12 protein-coding genes are annotated in these 16,786 nt (G+C 69.9%); 7 read left to right on the forward strand and 5 right to left on the reverse strand.

Annotation, left to right across the window (positions count from 1 at the left end; all coding sequences use genetic code 11):
* Positions 1-57 precede the first annotated feature (57 nt).
* Both RF646_RS10925 and RF646_RS10930 read left to right on the forward strand, forming a co-directional pair.
* Entirely contained in the window at positions 58-1,296 is a 1,239-nt protein-coding gene (locus RF646_RS10925; protein WP_368835974.1) for an MFS transporter, read from the forward strand.
* 131 nt (positions 1,297-1,427) lie between these two features.
* Positions 1,428-3,230 carry a P-loop domain-containing protein gene (locus RF646_RS10930; RefSeq protein WP_368835975.1) on the forward strand — a complete coding sequence of 601 codons (1,803 nt, stop codon included), beginning with the start codon at positions 1,428-1,430 and terminating at the stop codon, positions 3,228-3,230.
* Positions 3,231-3,400: 170 nt separating this feature from the next.
* On the opposite strand, the gene RF646_RS10935 is transcribed toward RF646_RS10930, so the two are convergent.
* Entirely contained in the window at positions 3,401-4,963 is a 1,563-nt protein-coding gene (locus tag RF646_RS10935; RefSeq protein ID WP_064846447.1) for a nucleobase:cation symporter-2 family protein, read from the reverse strand.
* Between the two features lie 98 nt (positions 4,964-5,061).
* On the opposite strand from RF646_RS10935, the gene RF646_RS10940 reads away from it, so the two are divergent.
* A complete protein-coding gene (locus RF646_RS10940) occupies positions 5,062-5,565 on the forward strand; it encodes a phosphoribosyltransferase (protein ID WP_064846448.1) in 504 nt (167 codons plus the stop codon).
* Between the two features lie 127 nt (positions 5,566-5,692).
* Here RF646_RS10940 and RF646_RS10945 read toward each other — a convergent pair whose 3' ends face one another.
* Together RF646_RS10945 and pta are read right to left on the reverse strand one after the other, a co-directional pair.
* A complete protein-coding gene (locus RF646_RS10945) occupies positions 5,693-6,925 on the reverse strand; it encodes an acetate/propionate family kinase (protein WP_368835976.1) in 1,233 nt (410 codons plus the stop codon).
* Between the two features lie 118 nt (positions 6,926-7,043).
* Positions 7,044-9,137: a phosphate acetyltransferase gene (gene pta, locus RF646_RS10950; RefSeq protein WP_368835977.1), complete on the reverse strand. Its 2,094-nt coding sequence runs from the start codon at positions 9,135-9,137 to the stop codon at positions 7,044-7,046.
* A gap of 195 nt (positions 9,138-9,332) precedes the next feature.
* On the opposite strand from pta, the gene RF646_RS10955 reads away from it, so the two are divergent.
* Both RF646_RS10955 and RF646_RS10960 read left to right on the forward strand, forming a co-directional pair.
* Positions 9,333-9,686, forward strand: a complete 354-nt coding sequence (locus tag RF646_RS10955; RefSeq protein WP_085106771.1) for a thiamine-binding protein — start codon at positions 9,333-9,335, stop codon at positions 9,684-9,686.
* An 81-nt stretch (positions 9,687-9,767) separates the two neighbouring features.
* Complete coding sequence (locus RF646_RS10960) at positions 9,768-10,700, forward strand: spermidine synthase (protein WP_131332143.1); 933 nt, start codon at positions 9,768-9,770, stop codon at positions 10,698-10,700.
* 71 nt (positions 10,701-10,771) lie between these two features.
* On the opposite strand, the gene RF646_RS10965 is transcribed toward RF646_RS10960, so the two are convergent.
* The gene (locus RF646_RS10965; RefSeq protein WP_186317157.1) at positions 10,772-12,232 is read right to left on the reverse strand and encodes an NCS2 family permease; all 1,461 of its coding nucleotides are present in this window, start codon (positions 12,230-12,232) and stop codon (positions 10,772-10,774) included.
* Positions 12,233-12,432: 200 nt separating this feature from the next.
* On the opposite strand from RF646_RS10965, the gene RF646_RS10970 reads away from it, so the two are divergent.
* Positions 12,433-13,848: an FAD-dependent oxidoreductase gene (locus RF646_RS10970; RefSeq protein WP_131332145.1), complete on the forward strand. Its 1,416-nt coding sequence runs from the start codon at positions 12,433-12,435 to the stop codon at positions 13,846-13,848.
* A 193-nt stretch (positions 13,849-14,041) separates the two neighbouring features.
* Here RF646_RS10970 and RF646_RS10975 read toward each other — a convergent pair whose 3' ends face one another.
* A complete protein-coding gene (locus RF646_RS10975) occupies positions 14,042-15,376 on the reverse strand; it encodes a D-arabinono-1,4-lactone oxidase (protein WP_368835978.1) in 1,335 nt (444 codons plus the stop codon).
* Positions 15,377-15,638: 262 nt separating this feature from the next.
* Here RF646_RS10975 and RF646_RS10980 point away from each other — a divergent pair, with 262 nt between their 5' ends.
* Positions 15,639-16,586 (forward strand): universal stress protein, encoded by a 948-nt coding sequence (locus tag RF646_RS10980; RefSeq protein WP_368835979.1) that lies wholly within the window; start codon positions 15,639-15,641, stop codon positions 16,584-16,586.
* Positions 16,587-16,786: the final 200 nt, after the last annotated feature.

Below are 16,786 nucleotides of genomic sequence, written 5' to 3' on the forward strand. Positions count from 1 at the left end.
TCGTGGGGAAAGCCTACGGGAGGTCGAGGGCGCGGTGCGGGGCTAGGGTGATCGACTGTGACCCGCACCCCATCCGCGCCGACGCGCACGGCCCCCGGAATCCTGCTGGCGGTGCTCATGGCCGCGATGGCAGCCGGGCCGGTGTTCAACTACGGGGTGGGTGCGCTGAGCGCCACCATCGTGGAGAGCTATGGGATCACCGAGGGGCAGTATGGGTTCATCATCACGGCGGTGTTCGTGGTAGCGGGTCTCGCGGCGCCGCTGCTGGGAGTGCTCGCGGACCGCATTGACACCCGCGTGCAGCTCACCCTGATCTTCGGGGGTGTGCTGGTGGCGTTCCTGCTCAGCGCCACGTGGCAGTCCTACGCCATGCTGATGGTCGCGGCCCTGATTGCGGGTCTTGCGCAGTCCTTCTCCAACCCGGTGACCAACCGCATCGTCGCGCAGCGCGTGCCGCTGGCCCAGCGCTCCGCGTGGATGGGGTGGAAGCAGTCCGGGGTGCAGGTGGGTCTGCTGGTCGCGGGCCTCACGTTCCCGGTGGCGGGCGCGGCGTTCGGGTGGCGGGGTGCCGCACTGTTCGGCGCGCTGCTGTGCGTTCCCCTGCTCGTCACGGGGTGGACCGTGGTCACCCGGCTGCAGCGCCGCGCCCGAGAGAACACCCCGACGACGCCGCCCGCTCCCTCTCCCGTCGCGCCCTCCGCCGCGGCGTCGTCGGGGGCGCTGCCGCCCGCGGTGTGGCTGCTGACGCTGACGTCCTTCCTCAACGCGGTGGGCACGCAGGGCGTGAATGTGTACGCGCCCCTGTTCGCGGTGCGGGCCATGGGGTACACCGTCACGGTGGCCGGGTTGCTGCTGGGCACGATGGGGGTGATCGGGATCGGAAGCCGGATCGGGTGGGGCCGGGTGACCGGCAGGCTCGGCAGACCCGCACCGCTGATCCAGGTCATGAGCCTGGGCGGGATCGTGGGGCTCGGGCTGCTCGTGCTCGCGGAGACGACGCAGCAGCACTGGCTCATGTGGCTGGGCGTCGCCTTCCACGCCGCGCTGCCGCTGGCCGCGAACGTGGTGATCAACTCGGGAATCGTCGCCGCCGTGTCCGGGGAACGGATCGGTGTGGCGTCCGGACTGGTGGCCACCGGGATGTACCTGGGCTTCGCGCTGGGGCCCGTGGTGGTGGGCCAGCTCGTGGACCTCACGGAAGCGTTCACCGCCGGATGGGCCGCCGTCGCCGGGGCATACGTGCTGTGCTTTGTGGCGGCGCTGGTGCTCGGGCGGGTGCAGGCACGCAGAGCCTGAGATGTGAACGGGCCCGGGGCGCGCAGCGCTCGCTTGGGCCTGGTCCCCCCGGCCCGTTGCTTGTGGGGAACCACACGGGGAGGCGGCCCTGCCGCGTGCCCCGGCCCCCGCACATGTGGTGCGATGGACCCATGAGCACACCTCGCACGGACCTCTCGCAGACCCTCCGCCGCCTGGATGGCAGCAGTTACAGCGCGTACAAGCAGCTCAAGGGTTTGTGGCGGCTCGGGGAGGTGGAGCTCGTCCTGGACCGCGTGCAGTCGGACCCGTACGCCCCGCCGTCCCTCGCGCGCGTGCGGCTGCCCCTGCGCAGCACGGGGATCCCGAGTGGGCTGATCGCCTCGAAGGACCGACGCGTGGCGGCCGGGGACTTCCTCACCCGGCAGTTCTCCCGTGCCGCCCGTGAGCTGGGCCCGCGCGGTGGCAAGGACTCGGGCGGGATCTCCATCCAGAGCACTGGCCAGGAGATCCTCGAGCGCTCGTCCGTCCTGGTGCCGCACCCCGCGGCCGCGGATGCGCACGTGGAGGTGCGCTGCGAGATCGCCCTGCCCGCCGCGGGCCGCCGCATCAAGGGCCATGCCGCGCACCGGCTGCTCACCGAGGTGCTGCCGGGCGTCGTCGAGCGCGCGCTGCGGTACGAGAACCTGGACGCCCGCGCCCTGCAGGCCCACGTGACCTCCCACCTGGACGCCCAGCACCTGCGGGAGCAGCTGCCGCAGCGTGGACTCGTGGCGTTCGTCGCGGACAGCGCCGTGCTGCCGCGCGCCTCCGGGCACCGGGACGAACCGCTGGCCCGGGGCGCCGTCCCGTTCGAGACGCCTCCGGAGCTGCGCGTGGAGCTCGAGCTCGAAGACGGGTCGACCGTGAGCGGCATGGGGATCCCCGAGGGCGTCACGGTGGTCGTGGGTGGCGGCTACCACGGCAAGTCCACGCTGCTGCAGGCCCTGGAGCGCGGGGTCTATAGCCACGTGCCTGGCGACGGCCGCGAACGCGTGGTCACCCTGCCGAGCGCCATGTCCGTGCGCGCGGAGGACGGCCGGGCCGTGAGCAACACGGACGTCTCGCCGTTCATCAACAACCTGCCCACCGGCGCGGACACCCGCGACTTCAGCACGTCCAACGCCTCCGGCTCCACGTCCCAGGCGGCCGCCACTGTGGAGGCCGTCGAGGCGCAGGCGGCGGTGCTCCTGCTGGACGAGGACACGTGCGCCACCAACCTCATGGTGCGGGACGAGCGGATGCGGGCCATGGTTCCGGGCGAACGCGAGCCCATCACACCGTTCGTGGACCGCGCGGGGGCCCTCTACGCGGAGCGTGGGGTGTCTTCGATCCTGGTCACGGGTGGCTCCGGGGCGTTCCTGGACGTCGCGGACCTGGTGGTGGCCATGGACGCCTACCGCGCCGTGGATGTCACCGAGCGCGCCCGGCAGGTGGTGCGGGACTTCCCACGCCCCGAGGACATGCGTCCTGCGACATCCTTCGGGGAGATCCGCCCGCACGTTCCTGGCGGCGCCTCGGAAGCGTCCGGCACGGTCCCGGCCGAACGCGGTACCACCCCGTCCGGACCCGGTGCCGCGGGGCACGATGCCTCCCGGTCCGGTCCGCGCCATGGCGCCACCCAGCAGGGCGGCAGGGACAAACCCGCTCGCGCTCGCGGTCTCGACACCATCCAGTGGGGCCGCGAGGACGTGGACCTCTCCGCTCTGAGCCAGCTCGTGGACCCTTCGCAGACGGAAGCGATTGCGCGGCTTCTGGAGGAGGTCGAGCGCACGGCCGACGGCCGCACTCTTCTGACCGAGCTGGTGGACGCGGCCCTGGAGCGGGTGGTGCGGGACGGACTGGACGCCCTGGCCCGCCACAGGGGCCACCCGGGACATCTGGCGCTGCCCCGTGCACAGGACGTGGTGGCGGCCTACCACCGGGTGCGCCGATGAGGGGCAGCGCGTGACCCCGGCAGCGGTGTGCGTCCCCTCGTACGGCTGCTCCCTCGGAGCAGAGGAGGGGCAGAAATCCGCGGCGGTGGAGCACCGGCGGTGCACAGGCCGAGACTCGCGGAGGAGAAAGGGAGGAGAGACGCGCAGGTGGGGAGCGACGTCGTCCGGGGTTAGTTATCCACCGCGCGGCGAATGTCCTCCAGCGAAGTCAGCTCGCCCGCGTTGATGCGTTCGCGCACCGACTCGTATTGCTCCTGGGAGGACGCGAACGGAATCTCCTGCCCCTGGGCGTCCAGCAGGCGGCCGTCCACGAACTGGTCGCCGTCCTGCAGCGCGCCGGCCTCGCGCGGGGAGAGCACCCGCAGCCCCACGGTGTTCATGCCCATGGCCTCGGTGGTGCGCCGGCTGCGGCCCATCTCGTTGAAGAAGAAGTTCAGGAGCAGCGCGGCCACGGCGGCGGACGAGATACCGGAAGAGAAGATGATGCCCACCCAGTCGGGGAACGCGTCGTAGAAGGTGGGGACCACGATCGGGACCATGCCGAAGGACAGGGAGACGGCCACGATGATCAGGTTCATGCCGCCGCGGTAGTCCACGCGGGCCAGCGTGCGGATGCCCGAGGACATCACGGTGCCGAAGAGCACGAAGCCCGCACCGCCCATCACCGGCAGGGGGATGGCGGCGATGACCTGGCCGAGCACGGGCAGCATGCCCAGCAGCACCATGAACACGCCACCCAGGGCCACCACGTAGCGGCTCTTGACCTTGGTGATCGCCACCAGGCCCACGTTCTGCACGAACGCCGTCTGCGTGAAGGAGTTGAACACCGGCGCCACGGCGGAGGACAGCATGTCCGCGCGCAGCCCGTCCGCGATGCGTGCCGAGTTGATGCGCGAGCCCGTGATCTCGGACAGGGCCAGGATGTCAGCGGTGGTCTCCGCCATGTTCACCAGGATCACAATGCCCATGGCCACGATCGCCGCCATATGGAACGTGGGTGCACCGAAGTGGAACGGGGAGGGCAGCGCAACCCACGGCCCCTGCCCCACGTGCGAAAAGTCCGCCATGCCGGTGGCCCACGCCACCACGGTGCCCACCACGATCGCCACCAGGATGGCCAGCCGTGACAGCACCGCTCCGCCGAACTTGGACAGCAGCAGCACGGCAAGCAGCGTGACCCCCGCCAGGGCGATGTTGCCCAGCGAGCCGTAGCCGGGTGCCTTCTCGTCCCCGCCCATGGACCACGACGCCGCCACGGGCACCAGGGTGATGCCAATGGTCGTGATGATGGACCCCGTGACCACGGGCGGAAAGAAGCGCAGCACGCGGGCAAAGAAGGGGGCCACCAGGAACCCGAAGGCGGAGGCCACCATGATGGAGCCCATCACCGACTGGATGCCGCCCCCCGTGGCCAGCACGGACAGCATCGTGGCGATCCCGGTGAAGGAGACCCCCTGCACGAGCGGCAGCTGGGAACCGATCCGCGGCAGCCCCCACGCCTGCAGGAACGTGGCGAACCCGCCCACGAACAGGGCGGCGGCCACGAGCAGGGCGGTGGTGGCGGCGTCGTACCCGGCGGCACTGGCCACCACGAGCGGCACGGCGATCAGACCGCCGTACATGGTGAGGATGTGCTGCACGGCGTACGCCACGGTGCGCCCGGCGCCCAGCCGTTCGTCCTCGGGGCGGGACCCCCGCTCGTGGGAAAGGGCGGGTGATGCGCTGCTGGGCATGAGGATCCTCGATCGGGGCAGTCGTGAGGGGACACGGAAAGTGTAGGCGGGCGCGGCGCGTGCAGTGCCCGCCGCGCAAAACCGACTACCCTACGGGAATGGCCTTTCACGCGGACTCCACCGAACTGGACAACAAGGAAATCCTGACCTGGGAGGGGTTCGGGACCGCCACCCGGGAACTCGCCCAGCAGATCGTGGACTCGGAATTCGTCCCGGACATCATCATCGCGGTGGCGCGCGGTGGTCTGCTGCCCGCCGGGGCGCTGTCCTACGCCATGGGCGTGAAGCTCTCTGACGCCGTGAACGTCGAGTTCTACACGGACGTCCACGAGACCCTTCCGGACCCGGTGCTGCTCGCCCCCATGCTGGACACGGACTCCATCAGCGACAAGAAGGTCCTGGTCGTGGACGACGTCGTGGACTCCGGACGCACCCTTTCCCTTGTGCTGGAGCTGCTGCGCGGCTATGGCGCCGAGTGCCGCTCCGCCGTGGTCTACGAGAAGCCCCGCTCGGAGGTCCGTCCGGACTTCTCCTGGAAGTCCACGGACGAGTGGATTGTCTTCCCGTGGTCCGCGCAGGAGCCGGTGACCAAGCAGGGCTGATCCGCCCGTCGGCGCCGCCCCGCGCGCTGCAAAAGCTCAGCAGGTGCCGTCTACCGAGCAGCAGACGGCACCTGCTCCGTTAAAGCACGCGATTGCGGGGGGCGTGGGGGTGCTGGTGCGTGAGGTGCTACTTCTTGACCCGCTCCCACACCAGCCCGGCCGTGGCCTCCGCAATGGCCCGCTCCTCGTCCGTGGTCACCACGAGGACCTCGATTGCGGAGGTCTCCGCACTGATGCGGGCCACGTCCCCCCGGGGGGCTTCGTTGAGCGTGGGGTCCAGGGTGATCCCGAGCGCGCCCAACTGGTCGCACACCATGGCGCGGAACTTGGGGGAGTTCTCGCCGATGCCCGCGGTGAAGATCAGCGCGTGGGCTCCACCGACTGCCACGTGGTAGCCGCCGATGTACTTCGCCAGGCGGTAGGCGGCCATGTCCAGTGCGAGCTGCGCCCGCCGGTCCCCGGAGCCGGCCCGCTGCGCCACGGCCCGCATGTCCGAGTCCCCGCAGACGCCCTGCAGACCCGACTCGTTGTTGAGGATTCGGTTCATGTCCTGGGCGCTCATCCCGGGGTTGCGCTCCAGCATGGCGGTGACCACGGAGGGGTCCAGGTCCCCGCTACGGGTGCCCATGACCAGTCCGGCCAGGGGGGTGTAGCCCATGGAGGTGTCGTAGGAGCGGCCCTCGCGGATGGCGGTGGCCGAGGCGCCGTTGCCCAGGTGGGCCACCACGGTGTTGAACTGTTCCCGCGGGATGCCCAGGAACTCGCAAGCCTTGCCGGTCACGTAGTCGTGCGAGGTGCCGTGGAAACCGTAGCGGCGCATCCCGTGTAGCTCGTACCACTGCTCGGGGACGGCGTAGCGCCAGGCCTTCTCGGGCATCGTGCGGTGGAAGGCGGTGTCGAACACGCACACCTGGGGCATCCCCGGATAGGTCTTCTGGATGGCCCGCAGTCCCAGGGCATGCGCGGGGTTGTGCAGCGGTGCCAGCGGGGCCAGTCGCTCGATCGCCCGGATGATCTCGTTGTTCACCAGCACGGGGGCGGAGAAGCGCTCGCCGCCGTGCACCACGCGGTGGCCCGCGGCGTCGATGGTGCGCCCGCCGAGCTCTTCGTCCAGACGCTGGGCGAGGATTTCCAGGGCCTGGGTGTGGTCCTGGATCTCCGACGTGCCGATGTTCTCGATCAGCCCCTTGGTGATCACCTCGCCGCCGGCCATTCCCGCCGTGGCCGTGGCGAGGGGGACGTTCTCGTCGATCGCGGGCATGGAGGAAGTGTAGGCCTGCGGTTCCCCGTCCGCCGGTTCGACCTCCCGCACCTGGTACTTGATGGAGGACGAGCCGCAGTTGACGACCAGTACGAGCATGGTGGTTTCCCTTCGGCGGCGCGCGGGCCGCGGTTGCCAGTGGCGGAGTTCGGGGTTGACGACGCCGCTGCGTCACCAACGCGGGCACGGCGGCCCCGCGCGCGGGGCCGCCGTGTCGTCACAGCGTTTGTGCTTGGATCGCGGTGATGGCCACCGTGTTGACGATGTCGTCCACGGTGCAGCCGCGGGAGAGGTCGTTCACGGGCTTGCGCAGCCCCTGCAGCACGGGGCCCACGGCCACCGCGCCCGCGGACTGCTGCACGGCCTTGTAGGTGTTGTTGCCGGTGTTCAGGTCCGGGAACACGAACACGGTGGCCTGCCCCGCGACGTGCGAGCCCGGCAGCTTGGACTTGGCGATCGAGGCATCCACGGCGGCGTCGTACTGGATGGGCCCCTCGACCTCGAAATCGGGGTGGGCCTCGCGCACCAGGTCGGTCGCGGCGCGTACGCGCTCCACGTCCTCCCCGGAACCGGACCCGCCGGTGGAATAGGAGAGCATGGCCACCCGCGGCTCCACTCCGAACTCCCGGGCGGTCTGGGCGGAGGCGAGGGCGATGTCCGCGAGGGCCTGCTCGTCCGGGTTGGGGTTCACGGCGCAGTCGCCGTAGACCAGCACGCGGTCCGCGAGCAACATGAAGAACACGGAGGAGACGATGTGTACGCCCTCGCGGGTCTTCACAAATTCCAGGGCGGGGCGGATGGTGTTGGCGGTCGTGTGGGCCGCTCCGGAGACCATGCCGTCCACGTCCCCCATCTGCACCATCATGGTCCCGAAGTAGGAACCGTCGGTCATCCGTTCGAGGGCCTGTTCCTTGCTCACACCCTTGTGGGAGCGCAGTTTCACGTACTCGTCGGCGTATTTCTCACGCAGTGCGGCGTCGTGCTGGAAGTCCACGAGGTCCAGGCCGTCGGCGTCGAAGTCGAGCTCGATGCCCTCCGACTGTGCGAGCGCCCGGACGCTCTCGGGATCGCCCAGCACGGTGAGGTCGCAGAAGTTGCGCCGGTGGATGAGCTCCGCGGCGCGCAGGATGCGGGGGTCGTCTCCCTCGGGCAGCACGATCCGCTTGCGGTCCGCCCGTGCGGACTCCACGAGCTCGTGCAGGAACCGCAGGGGGGTGCGCCGCACGGGCCGCGGCAGGGTGAGCCGCCCCGAGAGCTCGTCGCTGTCCACGTGCTCCGCCCACGCGCCGCGCGCGGCGGCGATCTTGCGGGAGTGCGCGCCGGCCAGGGTGCCGCGCGTGCCGGCCACGGCCTGCGCGGTGGTGAAGGTGTCCTGCTCGGTGGTCAGCACGGGGAATGGAGCCGCGCCCAGCAGCGAGCCCACCGCGCCGGCGGGCCGGAAGCCTCCGGTCAGCAGCATCCCGGCGGGCACCGGCAGCGTGGGCGCCAACGACGACGCCAGGGTCGCCGAGACCACGTCCGTCCGGTCCCCGGGGGTGATCACCAGGTCCCCGTCCGCGATCTGGTCCAGGAAGTTCCCGGCGGTCATCGCGGCCACCTTCACGGCCTTGATGTCGCGGTCCAGGGACGCGGAGTTGAAGTCCGTGCCGTAGCCCTGGGCGTCCACGAGCTCGGCGACGGTGGGGTTCGAGATCGCGGGGATCTCCGGGATCACGTACGCGGGGAGGTTGTGGTTGCCGGGCTTGGCCTCCCGGCGGATCTGCTCCGCCTGCTCCGGGTCCGCTCGGTTGACGATCACGGCGTAGATGTCGCACCCGGCCTGGCGCAGCTCGGTACGGGTCACGTCGATCGCGTTGAGCACGTCCTTCACACGTCCGGACTCGTGGGCTCCGATCACCGCGGCCACGGAGCAGCCCATGTTGTTGGCCAGGCGGGCGTTGAGGTCGAACTCAGCGGTGACCGCGTTGTGGGCCAGCAGGTCGGTGCCGTCCACGACGATCACATCGCACTCCAGCGCCATCTCGGAGTACACGGCCATGGCGGCGGAGTCGAGGTCGTCGTGCTCACCGGAGGCGAGGATCTCGCGGCAGCGCTCCAGAGACACCGCGCCCCGGCACCGAGAGTCCGGGAGGTCGAAGGTGCGCTTCATGAGCTGCAGGACGGAGTCGTCTTCCGGTGCCGCGCCGTCGAAGACCGGACGGAAGAAACCCAGGGCGTCCGTGCGCTTGAACATGGTGTCCGCGAGGCCCAGTGCCACCAGCGTCTTGCCGCTCCGCGGTGTCATGGCGGAAATGTAGATGCCCTGCGTCATGGAACGTGCTCCCTCACGGTCGACCGGCTATACGTCCCAGTCTAGGGAACCCGCCTCCGACCACGAGTCGTCCCACCGGGCAGGTTTCGTACGAAAATCGCATGAACAGGCGGTGTGCGGGCCTCGGGGCCGACGCCGAGGGAACACATTGTGGCGGGGGTCGCGCTCGCCCGACACCGGTGCGAGACTGGATCCATGTTGGTTGCCTTCTCAGTTTCCCCCAGCGGCGGGGACAACCCGGACGCCTCCGTCCACGACGCGGTGGCCGCGGCGGTGCACGTGGTGCGCGAGTCCGGGCTGCCCAACCGCACAGATTCCATGTTCACCACCATCGAGGGTGAGTGGGACGAGTGCATGGCCGTGGTCAAGGAAGCCACGGCTGCGGTGGCCGATTACGGCCCGCGTGTGTCCCTCGTGCTCAAGGCGGACATCCGCCCGGGGCACACCGGTGAGCTCGCGGGCAAGGTGGAGCGCCTCGAGTCCGCCCTGCACACCCACGAGCTCGGTAGGTCCCAGGAGCGGCGCGGGATCACGACCGGTGACAACTAGCAGCCTCCCCACCCTGTGCGTGTCCAGCGGCGACCGCGCGGGTGAGCACGAGCGGGCGAGCACGCGGGTGACGTCACACAGGTGAGCAGGAAGAACCGGAAGAAGGGCACGGAAGCGGGTGGCGCGGCGTCGTCGTCGGATGCTCCGGGGCTCGTGGAGCGCACCTGGACCACGGACACCGGGACCGTGGAATTGCAGCGGGATCCTTACGTCCCGGGGGCGTGGTTGCTGCGCGTGAACGGGGTGCCGTCCTCGCACATCGTCCCGGACCGCCCGGACCAGCTCGAGTTCGAGTACATGCGCTGGTTCTCCACCGTGGTCGAGGAGCATGTGAACACGCACCTGAATCCCACCTCGCTGCGGGTCCTGCACCTGGGCGGCGGCGCGTGTTCCATGGCCCGCTACCTCGCGTGGCGCTATCCGCAGGCACGCCAGGTGGTCGTGGAGTTCGACGCCGCTCTCACGCGCCTCGTGCGCGAATGGCTCGATCTGCCCCGCGCACCGCTGCTGCGGATCCGCGCGGGCGAGGCCCGGGAGGTCACGGAGACACTCACGGAGGACTCGCGCGACGTCGTGCTGCGGGACGTCTTCGCGGGGGAGCAGACCCCGGGACACCTGCGCACGGTGGAGTTCACCCGGCAGGTGGACCGGGTGCTCTCCCCGGACGGGATCTACGTGCTGAACGTGGGGGACACTCGCAACCTCAAGGGCACACGCGCGGAGATCGCCGCGTTGCTCGAGGTCTTCGAGCACGTGGCCGCCGTCGCGGATCCCGCGATGCTCAAGGGCCGCCGCTACGGCAACGTGGTGCTCGCGGCCTCCCGCGCCGCCCTGCCCGCGGCCGGTTCCGCCGACGCCGCCGCGCTCGCCAAGGAGCTACTGGGCGGTTCCCTGCCCGCGCAGTACAAGGACACCGCGTGGTGCCGGGAGTTCGCGGGGGATGCCCAGCCGTGGCACGACAAGCCCGCGGATCCGGTCCCGATGCCCCCACCCGGCAACGGTTCCGAGGCGTGACCCGTCACGGCACCCGCGGGGGCTGAGCGCGGAATGGCGCGAGTGGCGTCGTCGTCAGGAGAAGGGCGGTGTCAGCGGGTCCAACCCTCTACGACGCCGATGCCGAAGAACAGCACGAAGGCGAGCGCCACCACGTACATGAGTGGGTGGACGTCCTTGGCGCGGCCCTGCACCAGGCGGATGAAGACGTAGGAGACGAAGCCCGCGCCGATGCCGTTGGCGATCGAGTAGGTGAACGGCATGACGGCGAAGGCCAGGAACGCGGGGACGGAGACACCCCAGTCGCTCCAGTCGATGTGCACCACGTTGCGGGCCATCAGGAAGCCCACGACCACCATGGCCGGGGCCACGGCCTCGAAGGGCACCACGTTCACGAGCGGGGTGAGGAACATGGCCGCGAGGAACAGCACGCCGGTGACCACGTTGGCAAGACCGGTGCGGGCGCCCTCGGCGATACCCGTGGAGGACTCCACGAAGATCTGGTTCGAGGACACGGAACCGGTACCGCCGGCCACCGCGCCCAGCGCGTCGACGAGCAGCACGCGGTCCACGCGTTCGATCCGTCCGTTCGCGTCCACGAGACCCGCTTGTTGGGACAGGCCCACCATGGTGCCCATCGCATCGAAGAAGATGGAGAGCAGGATCGTGAAGATCAACAGGGCGCACGCGATGACCCCGAGCTGACGGAACGCGTCGATGGGCGCGGCCGCACCGATCAGGGACAGGTCCGGTAGGGCGAACAGACCCTCGGGGTTGGCGGGTACCACCAGCGACCAGCCGTGAGGGTTCTCGGTCGCGGACCCCGCGGGGGAGACCGCTTCCAACACGTGCGCCAGGATGGTAGTGAGCACCACGGAGATCAGGATCCCGCCCTTGACGTTGCGCACCACGAACGCCACGGTCAGCAACAACCCCACCACGAACGTGAGCGTGGGCCAGCCGAACAGCTGACCGCCGTTGCCCAGTTGCACGGGAACCGTGGTGTGGGCGGCGTCCGGGATCCGCCGCACGAAGCCGGCGTTGACGAAACCGAGCAGTGCGATGAACAGCCCGATCCCCACCACGATCGCGGTCTTGAGGGAGTCCGGCACGGCGTTGAACACGGCGGTGCGGAACCCGGTGAGCACCAGGATCACCATGATCACACCGGCCCAGATGACCAGACCCATGACCTCGGGCCATGTGAGCCCCGGGTTCGTGGCGATCGTCACGGCCAGGAACGCGTTGACGCCCAGACCCGTGGCCATGCCGAACGGGGACTTGGCCCACAGCCCCATGAGGATGGTCAGCACGCCGGCCACGAGTGCGGTCATCGCGGCGACACGTTCACCGCCCAGGATGTTGCCCGCGCCGTCCTCGCCGTAGCCCAGCACGAGAGGATTGAGCACCACGATGTAGCTCATGGCGATGAACGTGGCCACGCCACCGCGGATCTCACGGCCCACGGTGGAGCCGCGACGGGTGATCGAGAAGTAGCGGTCCAGTCCGCCTCGCGGTTCGGTCCGGGTGGCTGGCGGAGTGCTTGACGACATGGGGATCCTCACGGACGGCTGGGCAGGGAGCACCGACAACGGCGGGGGTGTTTGTGTAGAAATACTACGTCGACGCCGCTCGCACCCTCCGCAGATGCTCGTTCGTCCGCCCGTGTTTAGGCACTAATGAGTTGATGTCACTACCGTGGAGGCAGTCCCCGCAAGCACGTGAGACACGCGTGCGCGTCGAAAGGAATTCCGTGGCAACTTCCAACACCCAACGTCCGCTGCGCGTGGCCGTGATCGGCGCAGGCCCGGCCGGCATCTACGCCGCGGACATGCTCACCAAGACCGAGGCGGTCCGTGAGGGTGAGCTCGAGGTCAGCGTGGATCTGTTCGACCGTTACCCCACCCCGTTCGGGCTCATCCGCTACGGCGTGGCCCCGGACCACCCCCGGATCAAGGGCATCATCACGGCGCTGCGTTCCATCCTGGACCGCGGTGACATCCGGTTCTTCGGCAACGTGGAGTACGGCAAGGACATCACCCTCGGGGAGTTCCTGACCCACTACGACGCCGTGATCTTCGCCACGGGTGCGGTCAACGACGCGCCGCTGCAGATCCCCGGCGCGGACCTGGACGGCTCCTACGGCGCCGCCCGTTTCGTGGCGTGGTACGACGGCCACCCCGACTACCCGCGCACGTGGCCGCTCGAGGCCAAGGAGATCGCGGTGATCGGCAACGGCAACGTGGCCCTGGACGTGGCTCGCGTGCTGTCCAAGCACGCCGAGGACATGCTCGTGACCGAGATCCCGGGCAACGTGTACCAGGGGCTGCGCAAGTCCCCCGTCACGGACGTACACATCTTCGGCCGCCGCGGTCCCGCCCAGATCAAGTTCACGCCGCTCGAGCTACGTGAACTCGCGAAGTCCCGTGACGTGGACATCGTGGTCTACGACGACGACTTCCAGTTCGACGAGGCCTCCGAGAAGGCCATGACCGAGAACAACCAGATCAAGGTCATGATGAAGACGCTGCAGAAGTGGCGCGAGGACGATTCCCCCAAGACGGCGTCCCGTCGCCTGCACCTGCACTTCCTGCAGACCCCGGACGAGATCCTCGGGGACGAGAACGGCAAGGTCCGCGCGATCCGCATGGAACGCACCCGGCTCAACGGGGACGCCTCCGTGACCGGCACGGGCGAGTACACCGAGTTCCCCGTGCAGGCCGTCTACCACGCGATCGGGTACCTGGGCTCGCCCCTGCCCGAGCTGCCGTTCGATCCCGAACGCGGGGTGATCCTCAACGAGGAGGGCCGCGTGATCGAGGCGGACGGTTCCCCGGTTCCCGGCGTGTACGCCACGGGCTGGATCAAGCGCGGCCCCGTGGGCCTGATCGGGGCCACCAAGTCCGACGCCCTCGAGACCGTGAACCACATCATGGAGGACCGCGCGTCCCTCGCGGATCCGGATCACCCGCAGCCCGAGGCCGTGGTGGAACTGCTCGAGGACAAGGGCGTTCAGTACACCACGTGGGACGGCTGGCTCGTGCTGGACGAGTACGAACAGAGCTTGGGCCAGTCCTCCCACGACGCCGAGGGCAACCCCCGCGAGCGCGTCAAGGTCGTGGAGCGGGACGAGATGATCTCGGTCTCGCGCGAGGGTGTCGCCAAGTAGTCACGCGCCCGCGCTCCAGCGGCCCGCACCCGGGTTCATGACACCGGGTGCGGGCCGCTGCCGTTCCCGGGGCCGGGTCGACGACGTCGCACGGGCCGGTGCCGCCGTCGCCATGCCGCACGGGTCGGGTTCACGACGCCGCGCCGGCCGGACCTGGACCCCCGGCACCGCGCGAGTGGGGCGGCCCGAGGGCTCAGACCCCCAGCACCTCCCGGGTGTGTTCACCCAGCAGCACACCGTCCGGGTCGAGCTCTGCACGCAGCGCGAGGAACTCGTCCCAGTGGGGATAGCTCGGCGTGAGGTCCGCGGCGGTACGGGTGTGCAGGGTGGCCCAGTGGGGGCGCCCGCCGTGGGCCACGAAGATCTCCTCCGCCGCGCGGAAGAACGTCTTGTGGGGGCGTTTGCCGTACTGGCGCAGGTTGATCCACCCCGTGTACCGACCGGCCGCGGGAGAGAGGTAGCCCTGCTCCGGCGGGGAGCAGCGCACGATCACGGGGAAGGTGAGTTTGTACCCATCGCGATCCACGAGTGCCTTCAGCTCCCGGAACGCGGGGACGGTGGCCTCGAGGGGCAGGGCGTACTCGCTGGCCACGTAGTGCACCGGTCGTGAGGCGGTGAAGGCTCGGTAGGAGATGTCCGTGTAGCGCCGGGAACTCACGGCCATGGACCCGATCTTGTTCAACCCGCCCACGGTGCGGGGCATCATGGTGCCCACGCGCCCCAGTCCTGCGGACAGTGAGGTGCGCAGAACGGCATCGTCCGTGCGGCGCAGTGCGCGGGAGATCGGGGAGGCGGGGCGCGTGTAGGTCGTGGAGAGCCGGTGCAGACGGCTCATGACGCGCGTGTGGGCCACGGACGTGCCGGGCATCCACGAGAACTCGAAGTGGTCCGCGCCGGACATCCGTTCCTGCAGTGAGTCCACGAGACCCGCGACGGGTTCGCGGAACTCGGCGCAGTGCAGGCGGAACGCGCTCACGCAGCGCAGCGTGACCGTGAGGACCACGCCCAGCACGCCCAGGTGCACGCGAGCGGCGCGCAGCAGATCTGGGCGGTGGGTCTCGGAGCACTTGATCACGTCCCCGGAGGGCGTGGCGAGGCTGATCCCGATCACCTGGTCCCCCAGGGAGGGCTGTCCGAGCCCCGTGCCGTGGGTCCCCGTGGCGATCGCGCCCGCCACGGTCATGTGGGCGCAGTCCGACAGGTTGGCCAGGGCCAGTCCGTGCTCCTCCAGGATCAGGTTGAGCTGGTGCACCGTGGTGCCCGCGAAGACCGTGACCTGCTGGCGGTCCTCGTCCACGCTCGCGAGTCCTGTGAGCAGGGAGGTGTCCAGGCGGACCCCGTCCGTGGGCACCAGCGGGGACCAACTGTGGCCGGAACCGGAGGGCCGAACGCTCAGCCCCGCGGTCGCGGCTTCCTCGAGCACACGCAGCACCTGGTCCGAGTCCTCGGGGCGCACGGTGGCGCCGGGTCTGCTCCGGAGATTGCCACCCCAGGAATGCCATGCGGCGCTCTTCACCTGCGCCGTCATGGCGGGCGGGTGTGCTGATCCGCGTGTGCTCACGGTTCGTCTCCGTTCCGGGGTCTCGTGGACCCCTGTGCTGGACGGGCCGGTGCCGCAGGCCGTGCGGCCCCCGGGATCGATCCGTCAAGTGTCCCCCCGTCCCCGTGCGTGCCGTGGCGCGCGAGCGGGGCGTCGGTTCCGAACCACACCATCATGTCACCGACCCCGCCCGATCCGCTCCCCGCGTGACTAGGCTGGGGCCAGGAACCGAGGGCGCAGGAGGATCATCATGGACACACGTACTGCCGAGATCGTGGTGGGCGTGGACGGCTCCGAGCAGAGCTTGGCCGCCCTGCACTGGGCCGCCCGGGAGGCCCACCGCCGCGGGGCGCCGCTGCACGTCGTGACCGCCTACTCGGTGCCGATGATCGGGGGCTCCACCTTCGACGTCGGCTACGCCGCGTTCGACGACGCCGCCATGAACCGCGCCGTGGAGGACCTCGTGGGCGAGGCACGACGCCGCGTGGCCGAGTTGGACGTGGACGTCCGGTCCACCGTCCAGGCCGGGGACCCCTCCGGTGTGTTGCTCGAACTGAGCGAGGACGCCCAGTTGCTGGTCCTGGGTTCCCGCGGTCGGGGCGGGTTGATCGGCCGCCTGCTGGGTTCGGTGTCCACCGCGGTGCCCGCCCACGCGCACTGCCCCGTGGGCATCATCCCCCTTCAGTGGGGCAGGGAGTACCAACTGCACGAGAACGTGAGCCGCCGTCAGGCGTTCGTGGACGGTGTGACCGTGGGCTCGGATGGTTCCCAACAGGCGAGTTCCGCGATGCTGTGGGCCGCGGAGGAGGCCGAACAGCTCGGGGTGCCGCTGACCGTGGTGTGCGCCGCGCCGTCGGACTCCGGATCCTCCGCGTGGCTGCCCTCGCCCGTGGACTTCGACAACCTGCGCGGGGAGATCCAGGCCGCGATCGACGCCGGCGTGCGGTGGCTGCGCGGGCACTTCCCGAACCTGGACATCACCGGCGAGCTCGTGGACGGATCCCCCATCCACGTCCTTGTGGAACGTTCGGCCCAGAACCAACTGGTGGTCACGGGGACCCGCGGTCGCGGCGGATTCGCGGGCATGCTGTTGGGCTCCACGTCCCAGGGGGTGCTGCACAACAGTGCCGGGCCGGCCATGATTGTGCCGTGCATCCGGGACCCGCGACTCTCGGACAGACCGGACGTCGCGATCTGAATCGAGGCGGCGCCGCTGCTCGGTGCCGACGCCTGGTGTCGAACGCGATGTGCCCCATCGGGGTGCCGCCCCCCGGGGTGCCATCCCCGCCGTTCCGCGGCGTGCGCGGGCCCGGCGGGACACCGCGCGGGTTTGTGCAACCGAGCCGTTTGCCTCTAAGCTACTCACGGTCCATCGTCCGATATTGCCGCTGGTGATGC

The sequence above is a fragment of the Kocuria sp. CPCC 205261 genome, from assembly GCF_040981025.1.
GTDB classification, from domain to species: domain Bacteria; phylum Actinomycetota; class Actinomycetes; order Actinomycetales; family Micrococcaceae; genus Kocuria; species Kocuria marina.